Here is a 20495-nt window from a genome sequence, read left to right as displayed (position 1 = left end):
GTGGCACCATGACGAGTTCGGATGGGCGTACCGCAGCAGTGATCGGCGCCGGGCAGACCGGGGTGACCGCAGCTCTCGGGCTGTTGGACAACGGGTTTGAGGTCACCCTCTACAGCGCCCGGGATCAGCGCAGCTTGCGTGACGACGTTCCCGCCACCGGCACCGCCCTGATCTTCGGGGAAACCCAGCGGGCCGAGGAGTCGCTGGGCCTCAACACCTACCTGGCCACCGCCCCGACGTCGACCGGCGAAAGTGTGCGGGTGGTCGACGGTTCAGGCCCGGACCGGTCGGAGGAGATCGCCTTCGACGTCGATTTCGACGGGTTCGTCGGGGTCGCGGTGGATACCCGGCTCAAGGCCGACGACCGTCTCACCCTGTTCCAGCAGCGGGGTGGGCGGTTCGTGGTCGAGGCCGTCGATCCGGAGCGACTGGACGGGATCGCCGCGGGTGCCGACCTGACCTTGGTTGCCACCGGGCGCGGCGGATTGTCCTCGCTCTTTCCTGTCGACACCGAGCGATCTGCATACGATCGGCCCCAGCGCAGCCTGTTGACCGTGACCTTGGCCGGGTTACCTTACGGGCCTGAGGTTTTCGCCCATCGCAGCAGCGCCGGTGGCCGCCACAGCGCCTTGACGGTGGTCTCCGATCAGGGCGAGGCGTGGTGGGGCGGGTACCTGCACAAGGACGCCGGGCCTACATGGGCTTTTCTGGGCTGGGCCCGCCCCGGCAGCGAGTGGGAGCATCGCTTCGCCGGCGCCGAGGACGCGCAATCCGCGCTCGATGTCGTCACCGCATTGCACCGTGACTACATCGACTGGGATCTGCCGGAGGTCGGTGAGCTCAGGATCATCGAGGCGGATCCACACTCATGGCTCAAAGGCGGGGTCACCCAGGTGGTACGGACCGGAGTGGGCCACACCGCGAACGGTCATCCGGTGGCCGCCCTCGGTGACACCGCGATCACCTACGATCCGATCGCCGGCCAGGGCGCCCAGGGTGGGCTGGTGCAGGCCGCGGCGCTGATCCGCAAGGCGGCCGCACACGATGGGCCGTTCGACGAGGCCTGGCTGCGCCGCACGTTCGAGGATTTCTATGCAGACCGGGCGCGGGCCGCGCAACTGGTGACCCGGTTGTTCCTGTCCGATCCGGAGCTGTCCGAGTACGGCAACCTGTTCTTCGCGGCGGCGCAGGGCAGCCCCCGCTTTGCCTCGAAACTCTATGGGCTGCTGGACGATCCACGGCCCATCGAATCGCTTCGCTCTGTGGCCGCCGCCAAGGCGCTGATCACCGAGTTCTCCGGCGAGCCTGCCGATGCACTACTGGAACGGTTCGTCCCGGCCGGATCATTCCAACGGTCCGGCTTGGCAACGCGGGCCGCTTGACCTCAGCCCTCCAAGATCCGGCGCTTCTCCGCTTCGAACTCCGCCTCGGTCGCCGTCCGCGGGCCGCCCCCTCTGTTACTCATCGCCGAAGTGTGTCATAGCCGGTCGGGTGCGGGTTACCGTCGGGATATGCCTCGCGACGAGATGGAGAGTACCGAGACCGCCCGACCGGCACGCCGGTTGGCTCTGCGCTACTGGGTGGCCCTGATCTTGGTCGCCCTGGCTGCGATCTTCGTCGCGCAGAACCGTGACCGGGTGGGTGTACACGTGCTGTGGGTGACCGTCGAGTCGCCGATGTGGTTCATCTTGGTCATCATTTTCGTCATGGGCGTACTCATCGGACTGTTGCTGCGACGGCGGCGGCGACCTTAGCCATGGCCAGGCCGCGCCGGACCACACCCCGCCCGCACACCGCCGGAATCAGTTCGGCGATCAAGCTTCTTGAGCTGGCGGCGCACACGGTGCCGATCCCGACACCGCCACAACCCGTCGTCATCGCCGACTACGGGGCAGGCACCGCGCAGAATTCGATGCAACCGATCAACGCCGCAATCGCAGCCGTGCGCGGCCGCACCCGTCCCGAGCACTCGGTTCTGGTGACGCACACCGATGTCGCCGACAATGACTTCTCCACGATGTTCCGGATCCTTGAGGAGGATCCGGAGTCCTATCGGCACCGGGATTCGGCCACCTTCAGTTCGGCGATCGGCCGGTCGTTCTACGGCCAGATCCTCCCGTCGAACAGTGTTCACCTGGGCTGGTCGGCATGGGCAGTGGCGAGACTGAGCAAGGTGCCGATGCCGGTAGCCGACCACGTCGTCGCGGCCTACAGCAACGACGACCGGGTGCGTGCGGCCTATGCCAGGCAAGCGGCTCACGATTGGCACGAGTTCATCGCTTTTCGCGGCCGCGAGCTGCATCCGGGCGGCCGCCTGGTGGTGTTGACGACCGCTTTGAGCGATGACGGCGACTTGGGCTATCGGCCGTTGTTCCGCTCCATTGTCGGCGCGCTGACCGAGCTGATCGCCAATGGCGTGGTGAGCGCCGATGAGGCGGCCCGAATGTCGATTCCGATCGCCGGACGGCGTGCCGCGGATTTCACCGCACCGTTCGCCCCGTCGGGACGGTTCGAGCGGCTGGAGATCCAGCACGTGGAGGTGGTCGATGCGGAGGACCGGATCTTCAACGCCTACCGCAGCGACAGGGACGCAAGCGCTTTCGGCACCCGCTGGGCGGATTTTCTCCGGTTCACCGCATTCGCCGATCTGGGCGCGGTGATCGAGGGCGCCCCGGACCGGTTGCCGGTGTTCTACGACCGGCTGCATGCGGGCATCGCGGCGCGGCTGTCCGCAGAGCCCGAGGAGATGCGTATTCCGATCGCAGCGGTGGTGTTGGAGAAGCGCCGTCCGAGCCAGTGATCAACCTGGCGACCAGGCCGGCAGCGCCGCGTCGATCAGGTGCGGTCCCGGCTGCGCCAGCGCTGTCCGGAACTGATCGGCGAGCTCTTCCGCGGTGGCAGCCCGGGTGGCCGGCACCCCGAAACCCTGTGCTATCGAGGCGAAGTCGATGTCGGGCCGGCTCAGGTCGAGCAGCGAGCGCGACCGTTCTCCATTGGCTTCGGTGCCGACCCGTAACAACTCGAGCTGCAAGATTGCGTAGGCATGGTTGTTCAGGATCACCACGGTGACATCGAGGTTTTCGCGGGCCATCGTCCACAGCGCCGAAATGGTGTATGCGGCACTGCCGTCGGACTGCAGGGCGATCACCGGGCGCTCCGGTGCGGCAACCGCTGCCCCCACCGCCACGGGCAGGCCCTGTCCGATCGCACCACCGGTGAGCGTGAGTACGTCGTGCACCGCCGCCCCTGCGGTGGCGGCCGGCAGGAAAACGCCGCTGGTGTTGGCCTCGTCGGAAATGATGGCGTTCTCGGGCAGCAGCGCGGCGATCACCTGCGCCAGGTTCTGCGGATTGAGTGGGCCCGTCGGCAATTCGGCGGGGCCGGGTTGCGGTGGCGTCGGCACCACCCCGCCCAATTCATCTGCGAGGCCGGTCAATTCATCGATGGGCAGGGCGCCGACTTCGGCGCCGTCGGGCACCAGCACGCTCGGTTTGCCCGGGTAGGCGAAGAACGACACCGGCGACTTCGTGCCGACCAACACCAGATGCGTTGCCCCCGAGAGCTGCTGCGTGGCCTGCTCGGCCAGGTAGCCGAGGCGCTCGATGGCAGGCACCCCTTTCCCGCGAGCCAGCCGGGCCGGAAAGGTCTCGACCAGGACGCGCGCCCCGGTGGCCGCGTTGATTCGCGCTGCCGCCCTCAGGCCGTCGGCGTGGGTGGCGGCACCGCCGAGCAACAGCACCGCACGCGCCCCCTCGGTGCGCAACAGTTCGGCGGCGCCCGTCACGTCCAGGAAGGTGTCGGCATCGCCGGTTTCCGGACCCGCAATACCTTTGTCCGGCAAGGGGTTCTGCGGTGTGCTTCCCCAGGAATAGTCGGCAGAAAGGATCACCGTGGCCACCCGCCCGGGCACACCGGTCGCACTTTGCACGGCGCTGTGGACGGCGGCGTCCAGGTCGGCGGCCGATTCGGGCCGGTGCACCGAACCGTGTGTCCAGCGTCCGAGCGCGTCGATGTCGGATTCCAGCGGCGCGTCGAGCGGTTGGTGGTAGGTCGCATGATCACCGACGACATTGACCACCGGGGTGAAAGCGCGCCGGGCGTTGTGCAGATTGGCCAGACCGTTGGCCATTCCCGGGCCGAGATGCAGCAGAGTCGCGGCCGGGGTGCCGGCGATGCGGGCGTACCCGTCGGCGGCTCCGGTTGCGACGCCTTCGAACAGGCACAGCACCGGGCGCATGGCCGGGGCCGCATCCAGCGCGGCGACGAAGTGCATCTCGGACGTGCCCGGGTTGGCGAAGCACACGTCGACACCTTCGGCGAGCAGACGGTTCACCACTACTTCAGCGCCGGTGCTCATCGGCACCCGCACCGTACGGTCCTGGTCGTTACGAAGCTGTGGTCATGTTTCAGCCGGCGATTCTGCACCCGTCCATAGTGATCGGCCGACGCTCGGGATGCCAGTGCGGGGTGCTTGGTTCTGGCCGCCCCGACTGTGGCGGGTTCTCATCGAACGGAGTGTGGGATCTCCGATTCGATGTGGGTGAGCTTGTCCGGGTTGCGGACGTAGTAGAGGCCGGAGATGCGGGAGCCCTCGACACGAACCGCCATGACGCCGTCGAGTTCGCCATCCATACGCAGAATGAGTGCCGGATTGCCGTTCACCACCGTCCGCCCAACGGTCAGCGCGGCACCGAACCTGCCGAGGCCCCCGGTGATGAAGCGACCCACCTTTGCGGCGCCGATGATCGGACGTGGTGCGGCTTGCTTGACGCCACCACCGTCGCTGATGGCGACGACCTCCGGGGAGAGGACCTCGAGTAAGCCCTGCAGGTCCCGGGTTTCGAGTGCGCGCTGGAACGCGTGCACGGCGGCCTGGGCTTGACTCGGGGTGGCGACGTTGCGCGGGCGGCGGGCGTCGACGTGCCGGCGGGCCCGGTACGCGATCTGGCGGACCGCGGCCGGGCTCTTGTCGACGGCTGCGGCAATCTCGTCGTAACCGATGTCGAAAGCTTCGCGCAGTACGAACACGGCGCGCTCGGTCGGTGACAACGTCTCGAGGACGAGCATGAGGGCCATGGACATGCTCTCGGCGAGTTCGACGTCCTCGGCTACATCCGGGGTGGTGAGAAGCGGCTCCGGCAGCCAAGGACCGACGTACGCCTCTCTGCGGCGTTTCATCGTCCGTAACCGGTTGAGCGATTGGCGAGTCGTGATCCGGACGAGGTAGGCGCGCTGGTCGATCACCTGCGCCAGATCGACCTTCACCCACCGCAACCAGGTTTCCTGCAGGACGTCTTCGGCGTCGGCCGCCGAGCCGAGCATCTCGTAGGCGATGGTGAACAGCAGGTTGCGGTGAGCGAGGAACGCCTCGGTTGGCTGGGTTGAGCCGTGCGTGTTCCCAGCCACGACATCTCCTTTCGTCGGTCAGACCTGTTGTGCGGCAGGCGAATGCTCTCCAGCGCTCGCCAACCGGTAATTGTGATTCGGCTTTCCCAGGGTCGGGTGACTCAGCGCCCACACGGCACCGTCGAGGATCACCGACTTGACGCGTGCGGCCGCACGGCCGCGAAGTGCCCACGGCTTCGCCCGCGCATCATCGTCGACCAGCTGGAAGATCCCGTCCCTACGTCCGAGGCTGATGTGGTTGCCGACATAGCTCAACGAAGCGGTCGGGATGTCACGCCCGGTCAGGTCCCCGATGATGGCTGCCGTCGCCTGCTTGCTGGTCGGGCCCGCGGACGCACACGACATCGGGTACGGCAAACCGTTCTCGCCGATGACGAAGACACTGTCACCGGCAACGTAGACATCCGGGTGCGAGACCGACCGCATCTGACGGTCAACCGTGATCTGGCCGTTGGGCTCCACCGTGAGGCCGCTGGCGGCGGCAATCGGGTGGACGGCGAACCCCGCCGCCCACACCGTCGCGTCGGAGGCGAAAGCAGTTCCGTCGGCAGCGATTACCGCCGACTCCTCGACGCGCGTGACTGTGGTGTGCTCGTGTACCGCGATACCGAATCGGTCGAAGGCACGTATCAGGTGACGGCGGGCCCTCGCGCCCAGCCAGCCCCCCAGCGCTCCGCTGGTGACGAGGTTGACCCGAAGTCCCGGACGGGATTCGGCGAACTCGGTGGCGGCCTCGATCGCGGTCAGGTTGCCGCCGACCACCAACACCTCCCCGTCCCGGCCCAACTCATCGAGGCGTGCACGCAGTCGCCGTGCCGCAGGCCGCGCCGCGACATGGAAGGCGTGCTCGCCGACGCCCGGAACGCCGTGGTCGGCCGCTGTGCTGCCGAGGGCGTAGAGCAGGGTGTCATATTCGAGCCTCTCGATCCCCTCGGCGTCGGCCACTGTGACGGTCCGGTGCTCGACGTCGACCTTGGTCACCAGCGCCACCCGTAGCTGAATGGCGGTGCCACTGAACACCTCCGCCAGCGGGCGGTGACGCAGATCCTGCCCGGCGGCGAGTTGATGTAGCCGCAGCCGCTCGACGAAATCGGGCTCGGCATTGACGACGGTGATCTCGAAGTCGTCACGGTGAAGTTGGCGGGCCAGGTATCCGGCCGAGAATGCCCCGGCGTATCCGGCCCCGAGGATGACGATGCGGTGCTGCATGATTCGCTCCAATCGGTTACATAGGTCAATGCGCAGCTGGTGCTCAGCCCAGGTGCGCGGTGAGTAGGAGGGCCGGGATGGACTTGCGGCCGTTGGGCTCGTCCTCGAAGTCGGATATCGGGAACAGGTTCTCGGCGCCGGCGGGAAATACGGCGTGGATACGCGCCGGCTTGATGTCTTCGATCACCCAGTGTCTGGCCACGATTTCCCGTAGTTCGTGTTCGGTGACCGCGTAGGCGGGAATGCCGTCGGGCAGGCGGGCCTTGTCGAACACCAGCGCGAAGTACGAAGCACCAGGCGCGGCGGACTGCACGATGGACCGGTGGTAAGCGTCGCGACCCTCGACGGGAATGGCGTCGAACACCGAGCTGTCAACGATCGTGCCGAACCTGCTGTCGTATCCGGAGAATCGGCTGATGTCGGCGACCTCGAAGCTGGCGTTGTCCAGACCTCGTCGGGCGGCCTCGGCCTTGGCCAATTTGATGGCCGTAGGCGCCAGGTCGAGCCCGACGGTCGTGAATCCCCGTTCGGCAAGGTGCAGCGAGAGGGCGGCTTCCCCGCAGCCGACGTCGAGTACGTCGCCGTGGAATCTGCCCTGCTCGACCAACTCGGCGAGCTCCGGCTGCGGTTCACCGATACTCCACGGCGGTTTCGCCCCTGCGGCGATGGCTCCAACACTCATCGCCGAAACTTCGCCGCGGTAGGCCGATTCGAACATGTCCCCTAGTAGTTCACTCATGACCTTTCCCTCCTTCGATTCGGGGGTCAGGCACAAGACACCGGATCGGCCACGCACGTAACAGGTTGTGATGCAGCTCACATTTTCATATTGCGTCGGCTCGAATCGCCCAGCGGGTGCCACTTGACTGATTATCAGTCAGTCTGTCAGGGTGAGGTCTCCAACCCAATGGCCGAGCGGAGCCAGACATGCGACACCGCAGAACCGACCTCGCCGGCAAGAAGGCACTGATCACCGGCGCATCGAGCGGGATCGGGCGCGACCTGGCGCTGGCCCTGGCACAGCGAGGAGCGACGCTGGCATTGGCGGCACGCCGCAAGGACCTGCTCGACGACCTGGCCGACCAGATAGCCGGTCCTCGAGCGCGCCGACCCGTCGTACTTCCCGTCGACCTCGCCGCACCCGGAGCGGCAGCCGAGCTCGGCCGCCGGGCCCTTGAGTCGCTCGGCGGAGTGGACATCGCGATCAACAATGCCGGCGCCAACCTCACCGGAGCACAATCGCTAATGGCCGATTCTTCAGCGGCCCGCGCCGTCTTCGAGGTCAACGTCTGGTCCCCGCTGGCGCTCACCTCCGCGCTGCTGCCGGCCATGCGGGCGGCCGATTCCGGCGTGATCGTCAACGTCACCTCCACCGTGCAGGCCGTGCCGCTCCCCCTGCTCGGCTATTACTCTGCCTCCAAAGCCGCACTGGCCCAGGCAACGAGATCGTTGCGGCTGGAGCTGGCCGGAACCGGCATCAGGGTGCTGGAGGTGGTCCCCGGAGCCACCGATACGGCACTGCGCGACATCGATGAACTGCCGTGGAAGACGTCCCCGCCACCGACGTTTCCCCCGGTGGCACCCGCCTCCACCGCCGCGGCCATCGTCCGCGGGCTGGAGCACGGCGCGAGACGCGTCGTCCACCCGCGCTATTCACTTCTGCCCCTGGAAGTTCCGGTGATCGGACGAGCGATCGCCGCACTCGGCGGACGACGGGTCGACACCGACAGCGCGCTGGCCCAGCCAGGCCGATGAGCACTCGTCCCAGGCCGACCGATCGGCGTCAGCTCATCGTCGATGCGGCCCGAAGGCAGTTCGCGACACGGCCGTACGATCAGGTCACCACGGCACAGGTCGCCAAGGACGCGGGTGTGGCATACGGCTTGATCGCCCACCACTTCGCCAACAAGCGTGGCCTGTATCTGGCCGTGATGAACGAGATCGCCGAAGAGATCGCCGCTGCGCAGACCGTCGCCGCACCGCCGGGGTCGAGCCTGGCAGATCTGCTACGCCATGCCCTGCGCAGCCATATCGCCCACATCGATTCGTACTCGGACAGTTTCGTCGCGCTGATGCGCGGTGCGCTGGGCGCCGATCCCGAACACCAATCGGCCATCGAACACCTCCGCTGGCTGGGCGCTCAGCGAATTCTGTTGGCACTGGGCATCGTTGACCCCATACCTCCCACTTTGCGCACCGCCATGCATGGCTGGATCGGCTTCCTCGACGAGATGATGATCGACCGCATCACCCATCGCGATGTGGACATCGATGCCCTGGTCGACCTCGCCGCGGCCGCGTTGGCCGCTACGTTGCGCACCGCAGCCACACTCGACCCGACCCTCACCTACACCGCCGATGCCGTCGATGCGCTGGAAACGATGGCGGCCGGCTGAGCCCTCGACGGACGCCCGGCCACAGGTCTTGCCGGGAGCAACCGAGAAGATTCCTCAGCAAACGATCCCCCTGGCGGGCTGCGCGTACTACCATGCGCTTACTTACGATCACGTCAATTCAAGATCACAAGGGGGTTCCCATGTTTCGTGCCTTCCTCGTCGCAGCGGCCATGGTCGGCGGCGCCATCGGTGCAGCCCCTATGGCACAGGCGGACCCGCCCTATCGGTACTGCAAAGACGCGTACGCCGATGGCAGGTCCAACATGACCAAAGACGATCCCGGCTATGCCGACCATCTCGACAGAGACGGAGACGGCGTCGCCTGCGAGAAGCAGTCGTAACCCTTCGTGACATCGACATCGACATCGCCTTCGGCATCGGCGACCCGCATTATCGGTTTCGTGATGTTTCTGATCGCCTTCATCACCTCTCCGGCGGTCCGGGCCGACCCCATCGCGACGACGGCAGAAGTACTGCGAGTGGTCGACGGCGACACCATCGACATCCGCGACGATGTCCGCGGCCGACTCCGCGTGCGAATTCTGGGGATCGACACACCTGAGACGAAGAAGCCGGGTTACACCATCGGTTGCTGGGGTCCGGAGGCTACGGAGTTCGCCAGATCGAACATGGCCGGACAGCGGGTAGCGCTCCAGCCCGATCCGACTCAAGACCGGACCGACCGCTATGGGCGCACCCTGGCGTACCTGGTCCGAGCCGACGGCTGGGATTATTCAGTGGAGGCTGCCAGGGCCGGGATGGCCCACGCATACGTCTACGATGGTCGCCCCGTCGCCCGTTACGACGCCGTCGCTGCTGCCGAAAACGAAGCGAGACAAGCGCATCGCGGGTTGTGGGGTCCGCCGTGCAACGGCGACACCGAGTCGGCGCGGCGCTGAACTTCAGCCCCCGGTGTGACCGCCTCCGGGCGCGGGCACCCACGGGAGCCCGGGGATCGTCGGATACGGGGCGGTGGGACTCCATGGCGCCTGGGTGGTCGTCGGCACCTGCGTCGTCGTGGGCACCTGCGTGGTCGTGGGCGCCTGCGTGGTCGTAGGCGGAGCTTCCGTCGTCGTCGGGGGCGGCGGCGTCTCGGCGGGCGGCGGGTTCTCCGTCACCGGCGGAGCCTCCGGAGCGGGCTGCTCCACTGTCTGCGTCACGGTGTGCGGGACCGGCGCCTCGTGCGTGACGGTCTGCGGCGCCTGGTCGGTGGCGGGCTCGTCGACCGGCGCGGCAGGCGCCGGTTCGTCCGGGGCCGCAGTGGACGATGTGACCGCCTTGGAGGTGGACGCCGGGCGGGTGGGCTCGTCGCTTCCCATGACGGTCACCAACGCCACCAGGACGGCAACCAGCACAACGGCGGCGCCGGCACCCAGCATCACCGGCGGCCGGAGATACCAGGGCCGGGCGGCGATCTCGTCGCGTTCGGTCAGCTCACGCTCACCGAACGCGAGTTGAGGTCGTGCCGTGGTCCGTCCTCCCGCGGGGTCCAATCCGGTGTCGAAGTCGGCCCCGTAATCGTCGCCGTAATCCTCGGCCCGGTAGTCATCGACCGGCGCGACGTCGGGCACGTTCTCGGCATCGGACCATGCCAGCGCCTGGGGCGCGGCCGGAGGCTCGGGCGCCACCAGCGCCGCGGCTTGCGTCGGCGGGGCAGCCGCAGAGGCCGGGGCCATCGCGGTCATCCCGTCCACTGCCGTTCCGCGCACCGCGACCAGACCACCGCCGATGGCCGGTGTCAGCTCGGGTCGAGGCGCGGTGATCACCGGCAGGCGGAGGTGTTCGGACAGCGTCGTCGTGATCGCGGGGATCCGGGCGCCCCCGCCGGTGGAAGCCACCGCCACCAGCTCGCCGGGGCGCAACCCGCTGCGTTCTATCGCACCCTGAAGGACAGACATGAACTCACGCAGCGGTTCGGCGATCACGTCATCGAGTTCGTTGCGGTTCAGTCGCACGTCGCTGCGATGCCCCGGAAGTTCGGCGACCAGGGCCGTGACGGACTCGGTGGAAAGACGTTCCTTGGCGCGCCGGCATTCGGCACGCAGACGACCGAGCGAGCCGATGGCCGAGGTGCTCGCCAGATCGATCGTCCCGGCGGCGGACAGGTCGTTCACCACGTGGGTGAGCAGCCCCTGGTCGATCAGGTCACCCGACAGGTCAGGATGTCGGATCGTCGGTGCGATCGGCTGAAAGCCGCGGTCGGCGTCCGCCAGAGTGATGCTGGTGCCGCTGCCTCCGAAGTCGCACACGGCGATCACACCGCGCGTCGGCACCCCGGGGTTGTCCTGCAGTGCGACCAGCGTCGACACCGCGTCGGGTATCAGCACCGGATCACCGAAACCACCGAGAGCAGCCAGCTCGGTGCGCAGCGCCTCGACTTGGTTGGGCCGCCAATGCGCGGGGTGCGTGACGGCGATCGGATCGGCCGGTGGACGTCCACCGGTGAGCGTGCGCAGCAGCGCCGCCAGTGCGTCGGCCAGCACGACCTCGCCCCGGTGCGACGAGCCGTCAGGGGCCAGCATCCCGACCGGATCCCCCACCCGCTCGACGAAGTCGGTGAGAATCAGCCCGCGTTCGTTCAGGTTGGGGTTTTCGCTGGGTACACCCACTTCCGGGGCCCGATGCGGGTAGAGCGTCAGCACCGGCGAACGCGTCACCGCGGCGCGGCCCACCACCACTGCTGTGAGGTTGGTCGAACCAATCGACAACCCGATCCCGTCTGACATGTCACCCCGTTTCGAGAAGGAACCCTATCCGGTAATCCATCTCTTTTGCCGGGGCCGGCGTTACCTAGCGAATGGTGCCGAACCCAGGAATCAGTGGTAGATCCAGGGGTGTCACCCAGCCAGGCAAATGTTCATTGACCGCGGGCACGGCGTTGAGCGCGCGCAGTCCGGTGGCCAGGCAGCCCGCAGCGGCGGCATCACGACCGGAACCGTCGGTGAACCGGAACGCGGTCTCCTGAGAGATGCTCGGCGTGCCTTCGATGTCGACGCGGTAGACGTCGTTGTCGATTCCGGACGGCCAGTCCGGTGCGGCGTCCAGGCCGATGCGGTTGACGTGCTCGAGCTGGATCCGGGTCTCGCCACGGTAGACACCGTTGATCGTGAAGCGAACCGCCGCGACGTTGCCGGCCGGGATGATGCCTTTGGCCGATTTGCGTTCGTCCGGGGTGATCCACTTGTCCCACGTGGTGGTGATCTCGTCGAGTTCGATCCCCGCGGCGTGCGCGATCATCGGAACCGTTGCGCCCCAGGCGAAGATGAGAATGTCCGGGTTTTCGAGCAGCGCGCGGTGTTCTGGCGGTTTGCCGATGCCCATCTCGAATTCGTAGTCCCCGGTGTAGTTGGTGTAGTCGAGGAGCTCGGACGCCCGCACCCGGCGCACCTCCGAGCACAGGCCCATCAGGGTCATCGGGAACAGGTCGTTGGCGAAGCCGGGGTCGATTCCGGTGGTGAAGCACGATGCCCCGCCGGCCTCGCACGCCTCGGTGATGGGCTCGATCCAGTTGGGTGGGTTGAGGTGCATCTTGGGCCACACCCACGGGGTCATCGCCGTGGAACAGACATCGATGCCGGCCCGCAGGAACCGGGTGATGACGTCGATGTTGGCGTCGGCGTGGGCGGCTGTCGGCCCGTAGTGGACCAGCGCGTCGGGCTTCAGCGCGATCAGCGCGTCGATGTCGTCGGTGGCCGTGATGCCGATCGGCGCACCTACTCCACAGATCTCGCCGACATCGCGGCCCACCTTCTCCGGATTGCTGACACCGACACCGACGAGTTCGAACAACGGGTGTTTGAGGATCTCGGCGATCACCATCTGCCCGACGAACCCGGTACCCCACACCACTACACGCTTGACCATCCGAACACCCTGGCACAGAGTGAGGCCAGTCACACCGGGAATCTGCGCTCCGACATCTACCTTTACCAAGCATGGCCCGCGGTCGGTGAGACCGGAAAGCCTTGAACGCTTTGGGAAGGAATCGAAATGACATCTCCGACTTTGGCCGGGCGACGCGCACTGGTGACCGGAGGTTCGCGCGGGATCGGCTCAGCGATCGTCCGCCGTCTGGCCTCCGACGGCGCCGCTGTCGCGTTCACGTACGGTTCGTCTGCGGCAGAGGCCGACAAGCTGGTGGCCGAGCTGACCGCCGACGGCGCGAAGGCCGTGGCGATTCAGGCCGACAGTGCCGATCCGGCCCAGGTCGCCGCGGCCGTCCAGCAGGCCGTGGCGGATCTCGGTGGCCTGGATGTCCTCGTCAACAACGCTGGAGTGGCGGTGATTTCACCGATCGACGACTTCCCCCAGGAACAGTTCGACCGGCTTGTGGCGGTCAATATCGGTGGCGTATTCGCCGCGATCCGCAGTGCCGTGGCCCACCTCGGCGAGGGATCCCGGATCATCAACATCGGCAGCATCAACGCCGACCGGGTGCCCGAGCCGGGGTTGTCCGCCTATGCGATGACCAAGGGTGCGGTCGCGTCGCTCACCCGCGGCCTGGCCCGTGAGCTCGGCCCGCGCGGGATCACGGTCAACAACGTGCAGCCCGGTCCGATCAATACCGACATGAACCCCGATCAGGGCGAATTCGCCGAGGCGGCAAAGGGAGTCGTCGCGCTGGGACGCTACGGGCACACGAGCGACATCGCGGCTGTGGTGAGCTTCCTGGCCGGCCCGGAGTCGGGCTTCGTCACCGGGGCGAACTGGAACGTCGACGGCGGTTTCACCGCCTGATCGCTCACAGGTTGATCGGATCAGGCCGCTGCGCCTTCTTGGACGTGTCCTTGAGCGTGGACTTGAATTGCATTGCCCGGTAAGGCCACCCGGTGTCAGTGCGCCACTGTGAGACCACCAGCCCGACACCGCCGGTGACGCCGAAGCGTGAGCCCGGCAGCAGGTAGCCGCCGTACAGCTGAGCGACCGTGCTGTCCGCGTGATCTTCGGCGTCCCAAGACGATCCGGTGATCGGCGCCTGGACGGGGGTGGTGTACATGTTGGCCACCGGCGAGGACACCACCCGGTAGCCCAACGCATATGAGGACGCCAGGAATCCGCCGAGGACCCATCGGCCGGGGGCGGTGCGGCGGAAGGTCAGCTCCCCCCAGTGTTCGTCGGGTGGGGTGATCGGGGTGGCCTGGGTTCCCCACTGCCAGCGCCCGTCGACGAACCCCCAGCTGGAGTACTGCGACCGTCGGCCGATCTCATCGGGCCGGACCCGCATCAGGATGATGCCCTTGTCACGCTGAAATCCGGTCGCGACCACGTACACCCAGCCGTCGTGGGGGTCGAAGTCCCACGACCAGCATTGCGCGTAGCCGTCATGCAGGTCCGCTGGGAACTTCGCCTGCTCGCCCATGTGGGTCCAGGACACCCCGCTGTCGTCGGAGCGCCAGATCTCGGTCCAGATGACCGTGCCGAAACCGTGGTTGACGATCGCGTGCAGGTACAGCGAGTCGCCGACGCGCAGCAGATCCGAGGGGATCACGGTGCTGATACCGCCGCGGCGCCACCCCGATGCCGCGTCGTCGTGGATGTAGTCCCAGAGTTGCCGCGCGTAGCCGGGGTCTGCTCCCCCGGCGGACTCGTAGACGATCTCGTGGTTGGCGTCGCCGGTGCCGATCAGCACCACGGGCGAACGCCAGTCTCCCTGCCCCACCCGGCGACCGGAGAACGTGTCCCCGAAGACCGACACCAGCTTGCCGTTCGGCGCGACGACCGACGCCCCGAGATCAGTGCTCGTGACCCCGAACCGTTCGGTACGTCCCGGGCCGGTGATGTCGACGACCTTGCCGTCGATCAGCGGCAGCAATGTTCCTCAGCCTTCGAACTCAGGTGCACCACCGCAAGCCGCCCGGCTCGCAGTCCAGCGGATAGGTGTCGACCGGAATCTGCAGCGGCCGCTCGAACTTCAAGGTGAACGGGAAGTTGTGGATCGCCGGTGCCAAGGTGCCGCCACACGCCTCGTTGTTGGAAACGCTGCGGGTGCCGGTCAGCGCCACATCATCGAACTTGTAGGTCTCGTTGATCGGCGCCCAGTCTCCGTTCTCACACTGGATTCCCTCGAGCACCGAAGTTGAATAGACCCACTGCCCGCCGGCCAGCCGGGCATCTCCGCCCTTGGTGCCGCGGGTCGTTTCCACGTGCAGTCGGCATGCCACCGCCAACTCCAGCGGCTCACGCAGATCTCCGACGGTCGGGACACAGGACGGCCACACCGACCAACTCTCGTGCGCGACGCCCTCCTGGTTGTAGGAGTAGATGCCCTGCATGAGCGGATCGGCCTGCGCAGGAGCTGCAACCCCCAGGCTGAGTCCGATTCCCAGGGCCGACATCAGGGCGGTCGCGGCCGCCGTGCGCTTGAAGGTCACAATGGGTGAGTATCGCAGTCTTCATCAGCGTCGTCACCGGTATGGGTCCATACGCGTCAAAACGGACCCGCCTGACGGCCCCAGCGGGTGAGCGTACGGACGGATCGCCCGCGGTGATCCTGGAGAAATCGTGACCACACGACCAGCGGTGAAAGCGTTGGCAGCAGTCCTGGTACTCATGCTGGCTGCCTGCTCGACGGCCTGTTCCACCGGCAGCCGGGTGGACCTCGGCGACGAAGCGTCGGGCAACCTCATCGCGGCCATCGCCGGCGAACCCGACCAACTCGACCCGCACCGGACCAGTGCCTACTTCTCCTTCGAAGTACTGGAGAACGTGTTCGACACCCTGGTCGAGCCCGACGAGAATCTGCAGATGCGGCCCGCGCTGGCGCAGTCCTGGGAGGTCAGCGACGACCAACTGGTCTGGACCTTTCATCTGCGCGACGGTGTGCGCTGGCATGACGGCACGCCGCTGACCGCCGACGACGTCGTGTATTCGTACCGTCGCATCATCGACGAACAGCTGACCAACGTCGACAAGTTCAGTGCCGTCAGCAGTGTCACCGCGCTCGATCCGGCGACCGTCCGGATAACTGTCCGCCGGCCCACCCCGAACCTGATGACCAACCTCGGCGGGTTCAAGGGCATGGCGATCGTGCAGCGGGCAAATGTCGAGAGCGGGCAGATCGCAACCCATCCCATCGGCACCGGCCCGTTCTCGTTCGCCGCACGACGTAGCGGCGACTCGATCACGCTCAAGGCCAACCCGCACTACTGGGGAGGCCCGCCTCCGATTTCGGGGGTGACGTTCCGGTTCATCTCCGAGCCGACGACGGCGTTGTCGGCGCTGCAGGCCGGCGAGATCGACTGGACGGATTCGGTACCGCCGCAGCGCGTCGCCCAGTTGCGCGACGACGACTCGCTCACACTGGCAGTCACCCCCGGCAACGACTACTGGTATCTGGCTCTCAACGAAGCCCGCCCACCGTGGAACGATCCACGGGTGCGCCAGGCCATCGCATACGGCATCGACCGTGACGCGATCGCTGCGGCCACCAGTTACCGCACCGCCGCGACCAACCAACTGGCGATCCCGCGGGGCAGTCCGTGGTTCACCGATTACCACCGCTACCGCTACGACGTAGACGAGGCGCGGAGACTCCTCCAGGCGGCCGGCGCCGCACCACACACTTTGGACATGCTGGTCACCAGCGAGTATCCCGAGACGGTCACGGCGGCCCAGATAATCGCCGACAACCTTACGCCCCTTGGCATCACGGTGAACATCCGCACCGTGGACTTCGCCACCTGGCTCGACGAACAGAACACCGGACACTTCGACATGCTGATGATGGGCTGGTTGGGGAACATCGACCCCGATGACTTCTACTACGCCCAGCACCACACGAACGGCACCAGCAACGCGCAGAAGTTCTCCGATCCCGAGGTCGATCGTCTACTGGACGCGGGCCGCACCGAAACCGATGTCGTCAAGCGAAAAGACCTCTACACCAAGGCCGCAACCCGGATCGCAGATGAGGCCGGCTACATCTACCTGTACAACCCATCGGTGATCCAGGCGTGGGCCAACAAGCTATCGGGGTATCAGGTGCGCCGCGACGGCGCCGTCCGGTTCCGCACCGCCGACCTTGACGGAGGTGAAACCCGGTGAACTTCGGTGTGTTTCGCGCCAATCATCCCATCGCGGAGTTCCTGGCCCGGCGCCTGCTGTATTCGGCCGTGGTGCTCATCGGGGTGCTGATCGTGGTATTCGCCCTGGTACACCTGGTGCCCGGCGACCCGGTCCGGATCGCGCTGGGTACCCGCTACACCCCTCAGGCCTACGAGGCACTGCGTGCGGCCAGCGGCATGGACCGGCCCATCGTCGAGCAGTTCTTCTCCTATCTGGGGTCGGCGCTCACCGGCGATCTCGGGGTCAGTTTCCGCAACGGCGACCCGGTCACTCTGACCCTGCTCGACCGGCTGCCGGCGACGTTGTCCCTCGGGGTGGTCGGCATCCTCATCGCCCTGGTGATCGCGCTGCCGGCCGGCATCTTCTCGGCGCTGCGGGAAGGACGGGCCTCCGACGCGATCGTCCGGGTCGCCAGCCAGTTCGGCGTGTCGGTCCCCGATTTCTGGCTGGGCATTCTGCTGATCGGCCTGTTCGCCTCGACCCTGGGCTGGTTGCCGACCTCGGGATACCGCCCCCTGCTTGCGGATCCGGGCGGCTGGCTACGCCACATCATCCTGCCCGGCCTGACAGTCGGTCTGGTGGCCGGCGCGATCATGACGCGCTATGTGCGCTCGGCGGTGCTGGAGGTCGCCGCCATGGGCTATGTCCGCACCGCACGGTCGAAGGGTCTGACCCCACCGGTGGTCACCTTCCGCCACATCGTGCGCAACGCTCTGCTTCCGGTGTTGACCATCACCGGAATCCAGCTGGCCACGATCCTCGGCGGCGTGATCGTGGTCGAAGTGGTGTTCGCCTGGCCAGGTTTGGGCCGACTGGTGTTCAATTCCGTTGCCGCACGCGATTATCCGGTGATCCAGGGTGCGGTGCTGTTGATCGCGGTGCTGTTCCTGCTGATCAACCTGCTCGTGGATGCGCTGTATGCGATCGTCGACCCGAGGATCCGGCTGTCATGACCACTCCCCAGGATTCCCGCGTCGCGTCATGGCGGCTGTTGGTGTCCAATCCGGTGACGGCGATCAGCGCCGCGGTGCTGCTGGCCGTGCTGGTCGTCGCGGTCGCTGCCACCTGGATCGCGCCGTACGGCATCAACGACATCGACGTGCCCAGCGCGCTGCAGGGCCCCGGCACCGCCCACTGGTTCGGCACCGATGAGCTAGGCCGCGACGTGTTCTCGCGGGTGCTGGTGGCGATCGCCGCGTCGCTCCGGGTCGCGGTGGTCTCGGTGGCGCTGGCGGCCGTGACCGGCGTGATGATCGGTGTGCTCGCCGGTTACCGGGGCGGATGGATCGACACCGTGGTGATGCGCATCGTCGACGTGATGTTCGCGTTCCCGGTGTTGCTGCTCGCACTCGCGATCGTCGCGGTCCTCGGGCCCGGCATCACCACCACCATGCTGGCCATCGGGATCGTCTACATCCCGATCTTCGCCCGGGTGGCCCGCGCTTCGGCGCTGGGGGTACGGGTGGAACCGTTCGTCGCCGTGTCGCGAAGCATGGGCACCGGTGACGGCTACATCCTGATCCGGCACATCCTGCCGAATATCGCCGGGCCGTTGATCGTTCAGCTGTCCCTGTCACTGGCTTTCGCGATCCTGGCCGAAGCCGCGCTGTCGTTTCTCGGCTTGGGCATCCAGCCGCCGCAGCCATCGCTGGGCCGGATGATCTTCGACGCCCAGGGATTCGTCACGCTGGCGTGGTGGATGGCGGTGTTCCCGGGCGCGGCGATCTTTGTGATGGTGTTGGCGTTCAACCTGTTCGGGGACGGATTGCGCGATGTGCTCGATCCCAGGCAACGCACCTCGATCGAGGCGAGAAGGGCGGGCCGGCGATGATGCCCACGCGAGGAGCACAGACAACATCAGGACCGGTGCTGAAGGTCGATGATCTGAGGGTGGCGATCGGCCGCCGCGAGATCGTGCGGGGTGTGTCGTTCGAGGTGCACCGGGAGCAGACGGTCGGCATCGTCGGCGAATCCGGGTCGGGCAAGTCGATGACGGTGCTGGCCGCCACCGGATTGTTGGACGCGCCGGGTGCCGTGGCCTCCGGTGCCAGCACACTGACCGGCGGTACCCAACTGATCGGGGCGTCGGCCCGGGCCCTGCGGACCGTGCACGGTAGCCGGATCGGATTCGTCTTCCAAGATCCGGGGACATCACTGAACCCACTGCTGACGCTGGAACGTCAGGTCACCGAAACCCTTGAGACACATCGCAAGATGAGCCGGCGTCAGGCGCGCACCCGGGCCGGCGAGCTGCTCGAAGCCGTCGGGCTCCCCCAGGAGCGGCTCGATACCTATCCGCACCAATTGTCCGGTGGCCAACGCCAGCGCGTGATGATCGCAATAGCCCTGGCCTGCGATCCGGAACTACTCATCGCCGACGAACCGACCACCGCACTCGATGTCACCACCCAGGCGCAGATCATCGATCTGGTCGGCGATCTGCAACGGGATTTCGGCACTGCCGTGGTGTGGATCAGCCACGACCTCGGAGTCATCGGTCAGGTGGCCGACGAGGTCACGGTGCTGCGCGAGGGCGAGGTCGTCGAGCAGGCACCGATCCTCGACGTGTTCGACCATCCGCAGCACGCGTACACCCGGGAGTTGCTCGCGGCCCGTCCACTGGTAGACGGTCCCGGGCCTGACCCCGCCCCCGACGATGCACCGGTTCTGTTGCAGGCCAGCAGCCTTGACGTGCGCTACGGCTCGGTGCGGGCGGTCAAGGACGTGTCGTTCGAGATCCGCCGGGCAACGACGCTGGGGATCGTCGGTGAATCCGGCTCGGGCAAGTCGACGGTGGCCGCAGCTCTGACCGGACTGGCGACACCGTCGGCCGGTACCGCGACGCTGGCCGGGGACAACGTATTCGCCGGCGGGCGCGATCTGCGCCGACGGATCAGCCTGGTGTTCCAGGACCCGTTCGCCTCGCTCGATCCGCGGGCGCGGGTCAACTCCGCGATCAGTGAGCCGCTGCGCGTGCACCGCTTGGCCACAGGCCGGCGCGGCCGCGCCGAACGAGTGGCTCAGCTGCTCGAGCTCGTCGGCCTACCAACAGATTTCGCCTCCCGCTATCCGCACGAGCTGTCCGGAGGGCAACGTCAGCGCGTCAGCATCGCCCGGGCGCTGGCCACCGAACCTGATGTGTTGATCCTCGACGAGTCCACGGCATCGCTGGACGTGTCCGTGCAGTCGCGGGTGCTGGACCTGCTCTCGGAGCTACAGCGTGAGCTGGGCCTGACCTATCTGTTCATCGCGCACGACCTGGCGGTGGTGCACCGCATGTGCCACGACGTGCTGGTGATGTGGGCCGGCGAGGTGGTCGAATACGGCTCCGCCGCCGAGTTGTTCGCCGCGCCGCGTCACGAGTACACCCGCACGCTGCTGGCCGCAGTTCCGCCGGCCAGGCCACGTGAGAAGGTGTGA

The 20495-nt window shown here is 67.0% G+C and carries 21 protein-coding genes; 13 read left to right on the top strand and 8 right to left on the bottom strand.

Annotated elements, in window-relative coordinates; translation table 11 throughout:
* The first annotated feature begins 8 nt into the window (after positions 1 to 8).
* The 3 genes from ACZY08_RS21380 to ACZY08_RS21370 all read left to right on the top strand — a co-directional run bounded on the left by ACZY08_RS21380 (position 9) and on the right by ACZY08_RS21370 (position 2800).
* Positions 9 to 1382 carry a styrene monooxygenase/indole monooxygenase family protein gene (locus tag ACZY08_RS21380; protein WP_463746632.1) on the top strand — a complete coding sequence of 458 codons (1374 nt, stop codon included), beginning with the start codon at positions 9 to 11 and terminating at the stop codon, positions 1380 to 1382.
* A 129-nt stretch (positions 1383 to 1511) separates the two neighbouring features.
* The gene (locus ACZY08_RS21375) at positions 1512 to 1754 is read left to right on the top strand and encodes a LapA family protein (RefSeq protein ID WP_463746631.1); all 243 of its coding nucleotides are present in this window, start codon (positions 1512 to 1514) and stop codon (positions 1752 to 1754) included.
* A gap of 2 nt (positions 1755 to 1756) precedes the next feature.
* Positions 1757 to 2800: a class I SAM-dependent methyltransferase gene (locus ACZY08_RS21370; protein WP_463746630.1), complete on the top strand. Its 1044-nt coding sequence runs from the start codon at positions 1757 to 1759 to the stop codon at positions 2798 to 2800.
* On the opposite strand, the gene ACZY08_RS21365 is transcribed toward ACZY08_RS21370, so the two are convergent.
* The 4 genes from ACZY08_RS21365 to ACZY08_RS21350 all read right to left on the bottom strand — a co-directional run bounded on the left by ACZY08_RS21365 (position 2801) and on the right by ACZY08_RS21350 (position 7354).
* Positions 2801 to 4357, bottom strand: coding sequence for an acetolactate synthase large subunit (locus ACZY08_RS21365; RefSeq protein WP_463746629.1), 1557 nt, complete (start codon positions 4355 to 4357; stop codon positions 2801 to 2803).
* A gap of 146 nt (positions 4358 to 4503) precedes the next feature.
* Positions 4504 to 5406 (bottom strand): RNA polymerase sigma-70 factor, encoded by a 903-nt coding sequence (locus ACZY08_RS21360; protein ID WP_463746628.1) that lies wholly within the window; start codon positions 5404 to 5406, stop codon positions 4504 to 4506.
* An 18-nt stretch (positions 5407 to 5424) separates the two neighbouring features.
* Positions 5425 to 6615 (bottom strand): NAD(P)/FAD-dependent oxidoreductase, encoded by a 1191-nt coding sequence (locus tag ACZY08_RS21355; protein WP_463746627.1) that lies wholly within the window; start codon positions 6613 to 6615, stop codon positions 5425 to 5427.
* Positions 6616 to 6658: 43 nt separating this feature from the next.
* Positions 6659 to 7354: a class I SAM-dependent methyltransferase gene (locus ACZY08_RS21350; RefSeq protein ID WP_463746626.1), complete on the bottom strand. Its 696-nt coding sequence runs from the start codon at positions 7352 to 7354 to the stop codon at positions 6659 to 6661.
* A gap of 188 nt (positions 7355 to 7542) precedes the next feature.
* Here ACZY08_RS21350 and ACZY08_RS21345 point away from each other — a divergent pair, with 188 nt between their 5' ends.
* The 4 genes from ACZY08_RS21345 to ACZY08_RS21330 all read left to right on the top strand — a co-directional run bounded on the left by ACZY08_RS21345 (position 7543) and on the right by ACZY08_RS21330 (position 9910).
* Positions 7543 to 8370 carry an SDR family NAD(P)-dependent oxidoreductase gene (locus tag ACZY08_RS21345; RefSeq protein ID WP_463746625.1) on the top strand — a complete coding sequence of 276 codons (828 nt, stop codon included), beginning with the start codon at positions 7543 to 7545 and terminating at the stop codon, positions 8368 to 8370.
* Positions 8367 to 9011, top strand: coding sequence for a TetR/AcrR family transcriptional regulator (locus ACZY08_RS21340; protein WP_463746624.1), 645 nt, complete (start codon positions 8367 to 8369; stop codon positions 9009 to 9011). The genes ACZY08_RS21345 and ACZY08_RS21340 overlap by 4 nt, the downstream gene beginning before the upstream one ends.
* Before the next feature lie 140 nt (positions 9012 to 9151).
* Positions 9152 to 9352 (top strand): excalibur calcium-binding domain-containing protein, encoded by a 201-nt coding sequence (locus tag ACZY08_RS21335; protein WP_463746623.1) that lies wholly within the window; start codon positions 9152 to 9154, stop codon positions 9350 to 9352.
* Between the two features lie 63 nt (positions 9353 to 9415).
* On the top strand, positions 9416 to 9910 hold the full coding sequence (locus ACZY08_RS21330; RefSeq protein ID WP_463746909.1) for a thermonuclease family protein: 495 nt from the start codon (positions 9416 to 9418) through the stop codon (positions 9908 to 9910).
* A gap of 3 nt (positions 9911 to 9913) precedes the next feature.
* On the opposite strand, the gene ACZY08_RS21325 is transcribed toward ACZY08_RS21330, so the two are convergent.
* Together ACZY08_RS21325 and ACZY08_RS21320 are read right to left on the bottom strand one after the other, a co-directional pair.
* A complete protein-coding gene (locus ACZY08_RS21325; RefSeq protein ID WP_463746622.1) occupies positions 9914 to 11737 on the bottom strand; it encodes an Hsp70 family protein in 1824 nt (607 codons plus the stop codon).
* A gap of 64 nt (positions 11738 to 11801) precedes the next feature.
* Positions 11802 to 12875: an NAD(P)H-dependent amine dehydrogenase family protein gene (locus ACZY08_RS21320; protein WP_463746621.1), complete on the bottom strand. Its 1074-nt coding sequence runs from the start codon at positions 12873 to 12875 to the stop codon at positions 11802 to 11804.
* Between the two features lie 126 nt (positions 12876 to 13001).
* On the opposite strand from ACZY08_RS21320, the gene ACZY08_RS21315 reads away from it, so the two are divergent.
* Positions 13002 to 13748: an SDR family oxidoreductase gene (locus tag ACZY08_RS21315; protein ID WP_463746620.1), complete on the top strand. Its 747-nt coding sequence runs from the start codon at positions 13002 to 13004 to the stop codon at positions 13746 to 13748.
* A 4-nt stretch (positions 13749 to 13752) separates the two neighbouring features.
* Here ACZY08_RS21315 and ACZY08_RS21310 read toward each other — a convergent pair whose 3' ends face one another.
* Both ACZY08_RS21310 and ACZY08_RS21305 read right to left on the bottom strand, forming a co-directional pair.
* Positions 13753 to 14823 (bottom strand): DUF4185 domain-containing protein, encoded by a 1071-nt coding sequence (locus ACZY08_RS21310; protein WP_463746619.1) that lies wholly within the window; start codon positions 14821 to 14823, stop codon positions 13753 to 13755.
* Positions 14824 to 14842: 19 nt separating this feature from the next.
* Positions 14843 to 15382: a hypothetical protein gene (locus tag ACZY08_RS21305; protein WP_463746618.1), complete on the bottom strand. Its 540-nt coding sequence runs from the start codon at positions 15380 to 15382 to the stop codon at positions 14843 to 14845.
* 5 nt (positions 15383 to 15387) lie between these two features.
* On the opposite strand from ACZY08_RS21305, the gene ACZY08_RS21300 reads away from it, so the two are divergent.
* From ACZY08_RS21300 to ACZY08_RS21280, 5 genes are read left to right on the top strand one after another with little or no spacing between them, the layout of a single operon-like run.
* Complete coding sequence (locus ACZY08_RS21300; protein WP_463781845.1) at positions 15388 to 15516, top strand: hypothetical protein; 129 nt, start codon at positions 15388 to 15390, stop codon at positions 15514 to 15516.
* Positions 15517 to 15560: 44 nt separating this feature from the next.
* Positions 15561 to 17054: an ABC transporter substrate-binding protein gene (locus ACZY08_RS21295; RefSeq protein ID WP_463746908.1), complete on the top strand. Its 1494-nt coding sequence runs from the start codon at positions 15561 to 15563 to the stop codon at positions 17052 to 17054.
* Positions 17051 to 18028 (top strand): ABC transporter permease, encoded by a 978-nt coding sequence (locus tag ACZY08_RS21290; protein ID WP_463746617.1) that lies wholly within the window; start codon positions 17051 to 17053, stop codon positions 18026 to 18028. The genes ACZY08_RS21295 and ACZY08_RS21290 overlap by 4 nt, the downstream gene beginning before the upstream one ends.
* Positions 18025 to 18906 carry an ABC transporter permease gene (locus ACZY08_RS21285; protein WP_463746616.1) on the top strand — a complete coding sequence of 294 codons (882 nt, stop codon included), beginning with the start codon at positions 18025 to 18027 and terminating at the stop codon, positions 18904 to 18906. Before ACZY08_RS21290 ends, ACZY08_RS21285 begins: the two co-directional genes overlap by 4 nt.
* Entirely contained in the window at positions 18906 to 20495 is a 1590-nt protein-coding gene (locus tag ACZY08_RS21280) for an ABC transporter ATP-binding protein (RefSeq protein ID WP_463746615.1), read from the top strand. Before ACZY08_RS21285 ends, ACZY08_RS21280 begins: the two co-directional genes overlap by 1 nt.

This window comes from Mycobacterium sp. IDUB_9, assembly GCF_055419505.1.
Note: the sequence above shows the minus strand (reverse complement) of the source record. Positions and strands in the feature narration are given on the sequence as shown.

Bases quoted from the DNA above. Each gene is read 5' to 3' on its own strand.
- ACZY08_RS21295 (WP_463746908.1), top strand. From the start codon at position 15,561: ATGCTGGCTGCCTGCTCGACGGCCTGTTCCACCGGCAGCCGGGTGGAC.
- ACZY08_RS21325 (WP_463746622.1), bottom strand. From the start codon at position 11,737: ATGTCAGACGGGATCGGGTTGTCGATTGGTTCGACCAACCTCACAGCA.
- ACZY08_RS21335 (WP_463746623.1), top strand. From the start codon at position 9,152: ATGTTTCGTGCCTTCCTCGTCGCAGCGGCCATGGTCGGCGGCGCCATC.
- ACZY08_RS21370 (WP_463746630.1), top strand. From the start codon at position 1,757: ATGGCCAGGCCGCGCCGGACCACACCCCGCCCGCACACCGCCGGAATC.
- ACZY08_RS21320 (WP_463746621.1), bottom strand. From the start codon at position 12,875: ATGGTCAAGCGTGTAGTGGTGTGGGGTACCGGGTTCGTCGGGCAGATG.
- ACZY08_RS21330 (WP_463746909.1), top strand. From the start codon at position 9,416: ATGTTTCTGATCGCCTTCATCACCTCTCCGGCGGTCCGGGCCGACCCC.
- ACZY08_RS21280 (WP_463746615.1), top strand. From the start codon at position 18,906: ATGCCCACGCGAGGAGCACAGACAACATCAGGACCGGTGCTGAAGGTC.
- ACZY08_RS21340 (WP_463746624.1), top strand. From the start codon at position 8,367: ATGAGCACTCGTCCCAGGCCGACCGATCGGCGTCAGCTCATCGTCGAT.
- ACZY08_RS21365 (WP_463746629.1), bottom strand. From the start codon at position 4,357: ATGAGCACCGGCGCTGAAGTAGTGGTGAACCGTCTGCTCGCCGAAGGT.
- ACZY08_RS21285 (WP_463746616.1), top strand. From the start codon at position 18,025: ATGACCACTCCCCAGGATTCCCGCGTCGCGTCATGGCGGCTGTTGGTG.
- ACZY08_RS21355 (WP_463746627.1), bottom strand. From the start codon at position 6,615: ATGCAGCACCGCATCGTCATCCTCGGGGCCGGATACGCCGGGGCATTC.
- ACZY08_RS21345 (WP_463746625.1), top strand. From the start codon at position 7,543: ATGCGACACCGCAGAACCGACCTCGCCGGCAAGAAGGCACTGATCACC.
- ACZY08_RS21380 (WP_463746632.1), top strand. From the start codon at position 9: ATGACGAGTTCGGATGGGCGTACCGCAGCAGTGATCGGCGCCGGGCAG.
- ACZY08_RS21315 (WP_463746620.1), top strand. From the start codon at position 13,002: ATGACATCTCCGACTTTGGCCGGGCGACGCGCACTGGTGACCGGAGGT.
- ACZY08_RS21350 (WP_463746626.1), bottom strand. From the start codon at position 7,354: ATGAGTGAACTACTAGGGGACATGTTCGAATCGGCCTACCGCGGCGAA.
- ACZY08_RS21375 (WP_463746631.1), top strand. From the start codon at position 1,512: ATGCCTCGCGACGAGATGGAGAGTACCGAGACCGCCCGACCGGCACGC.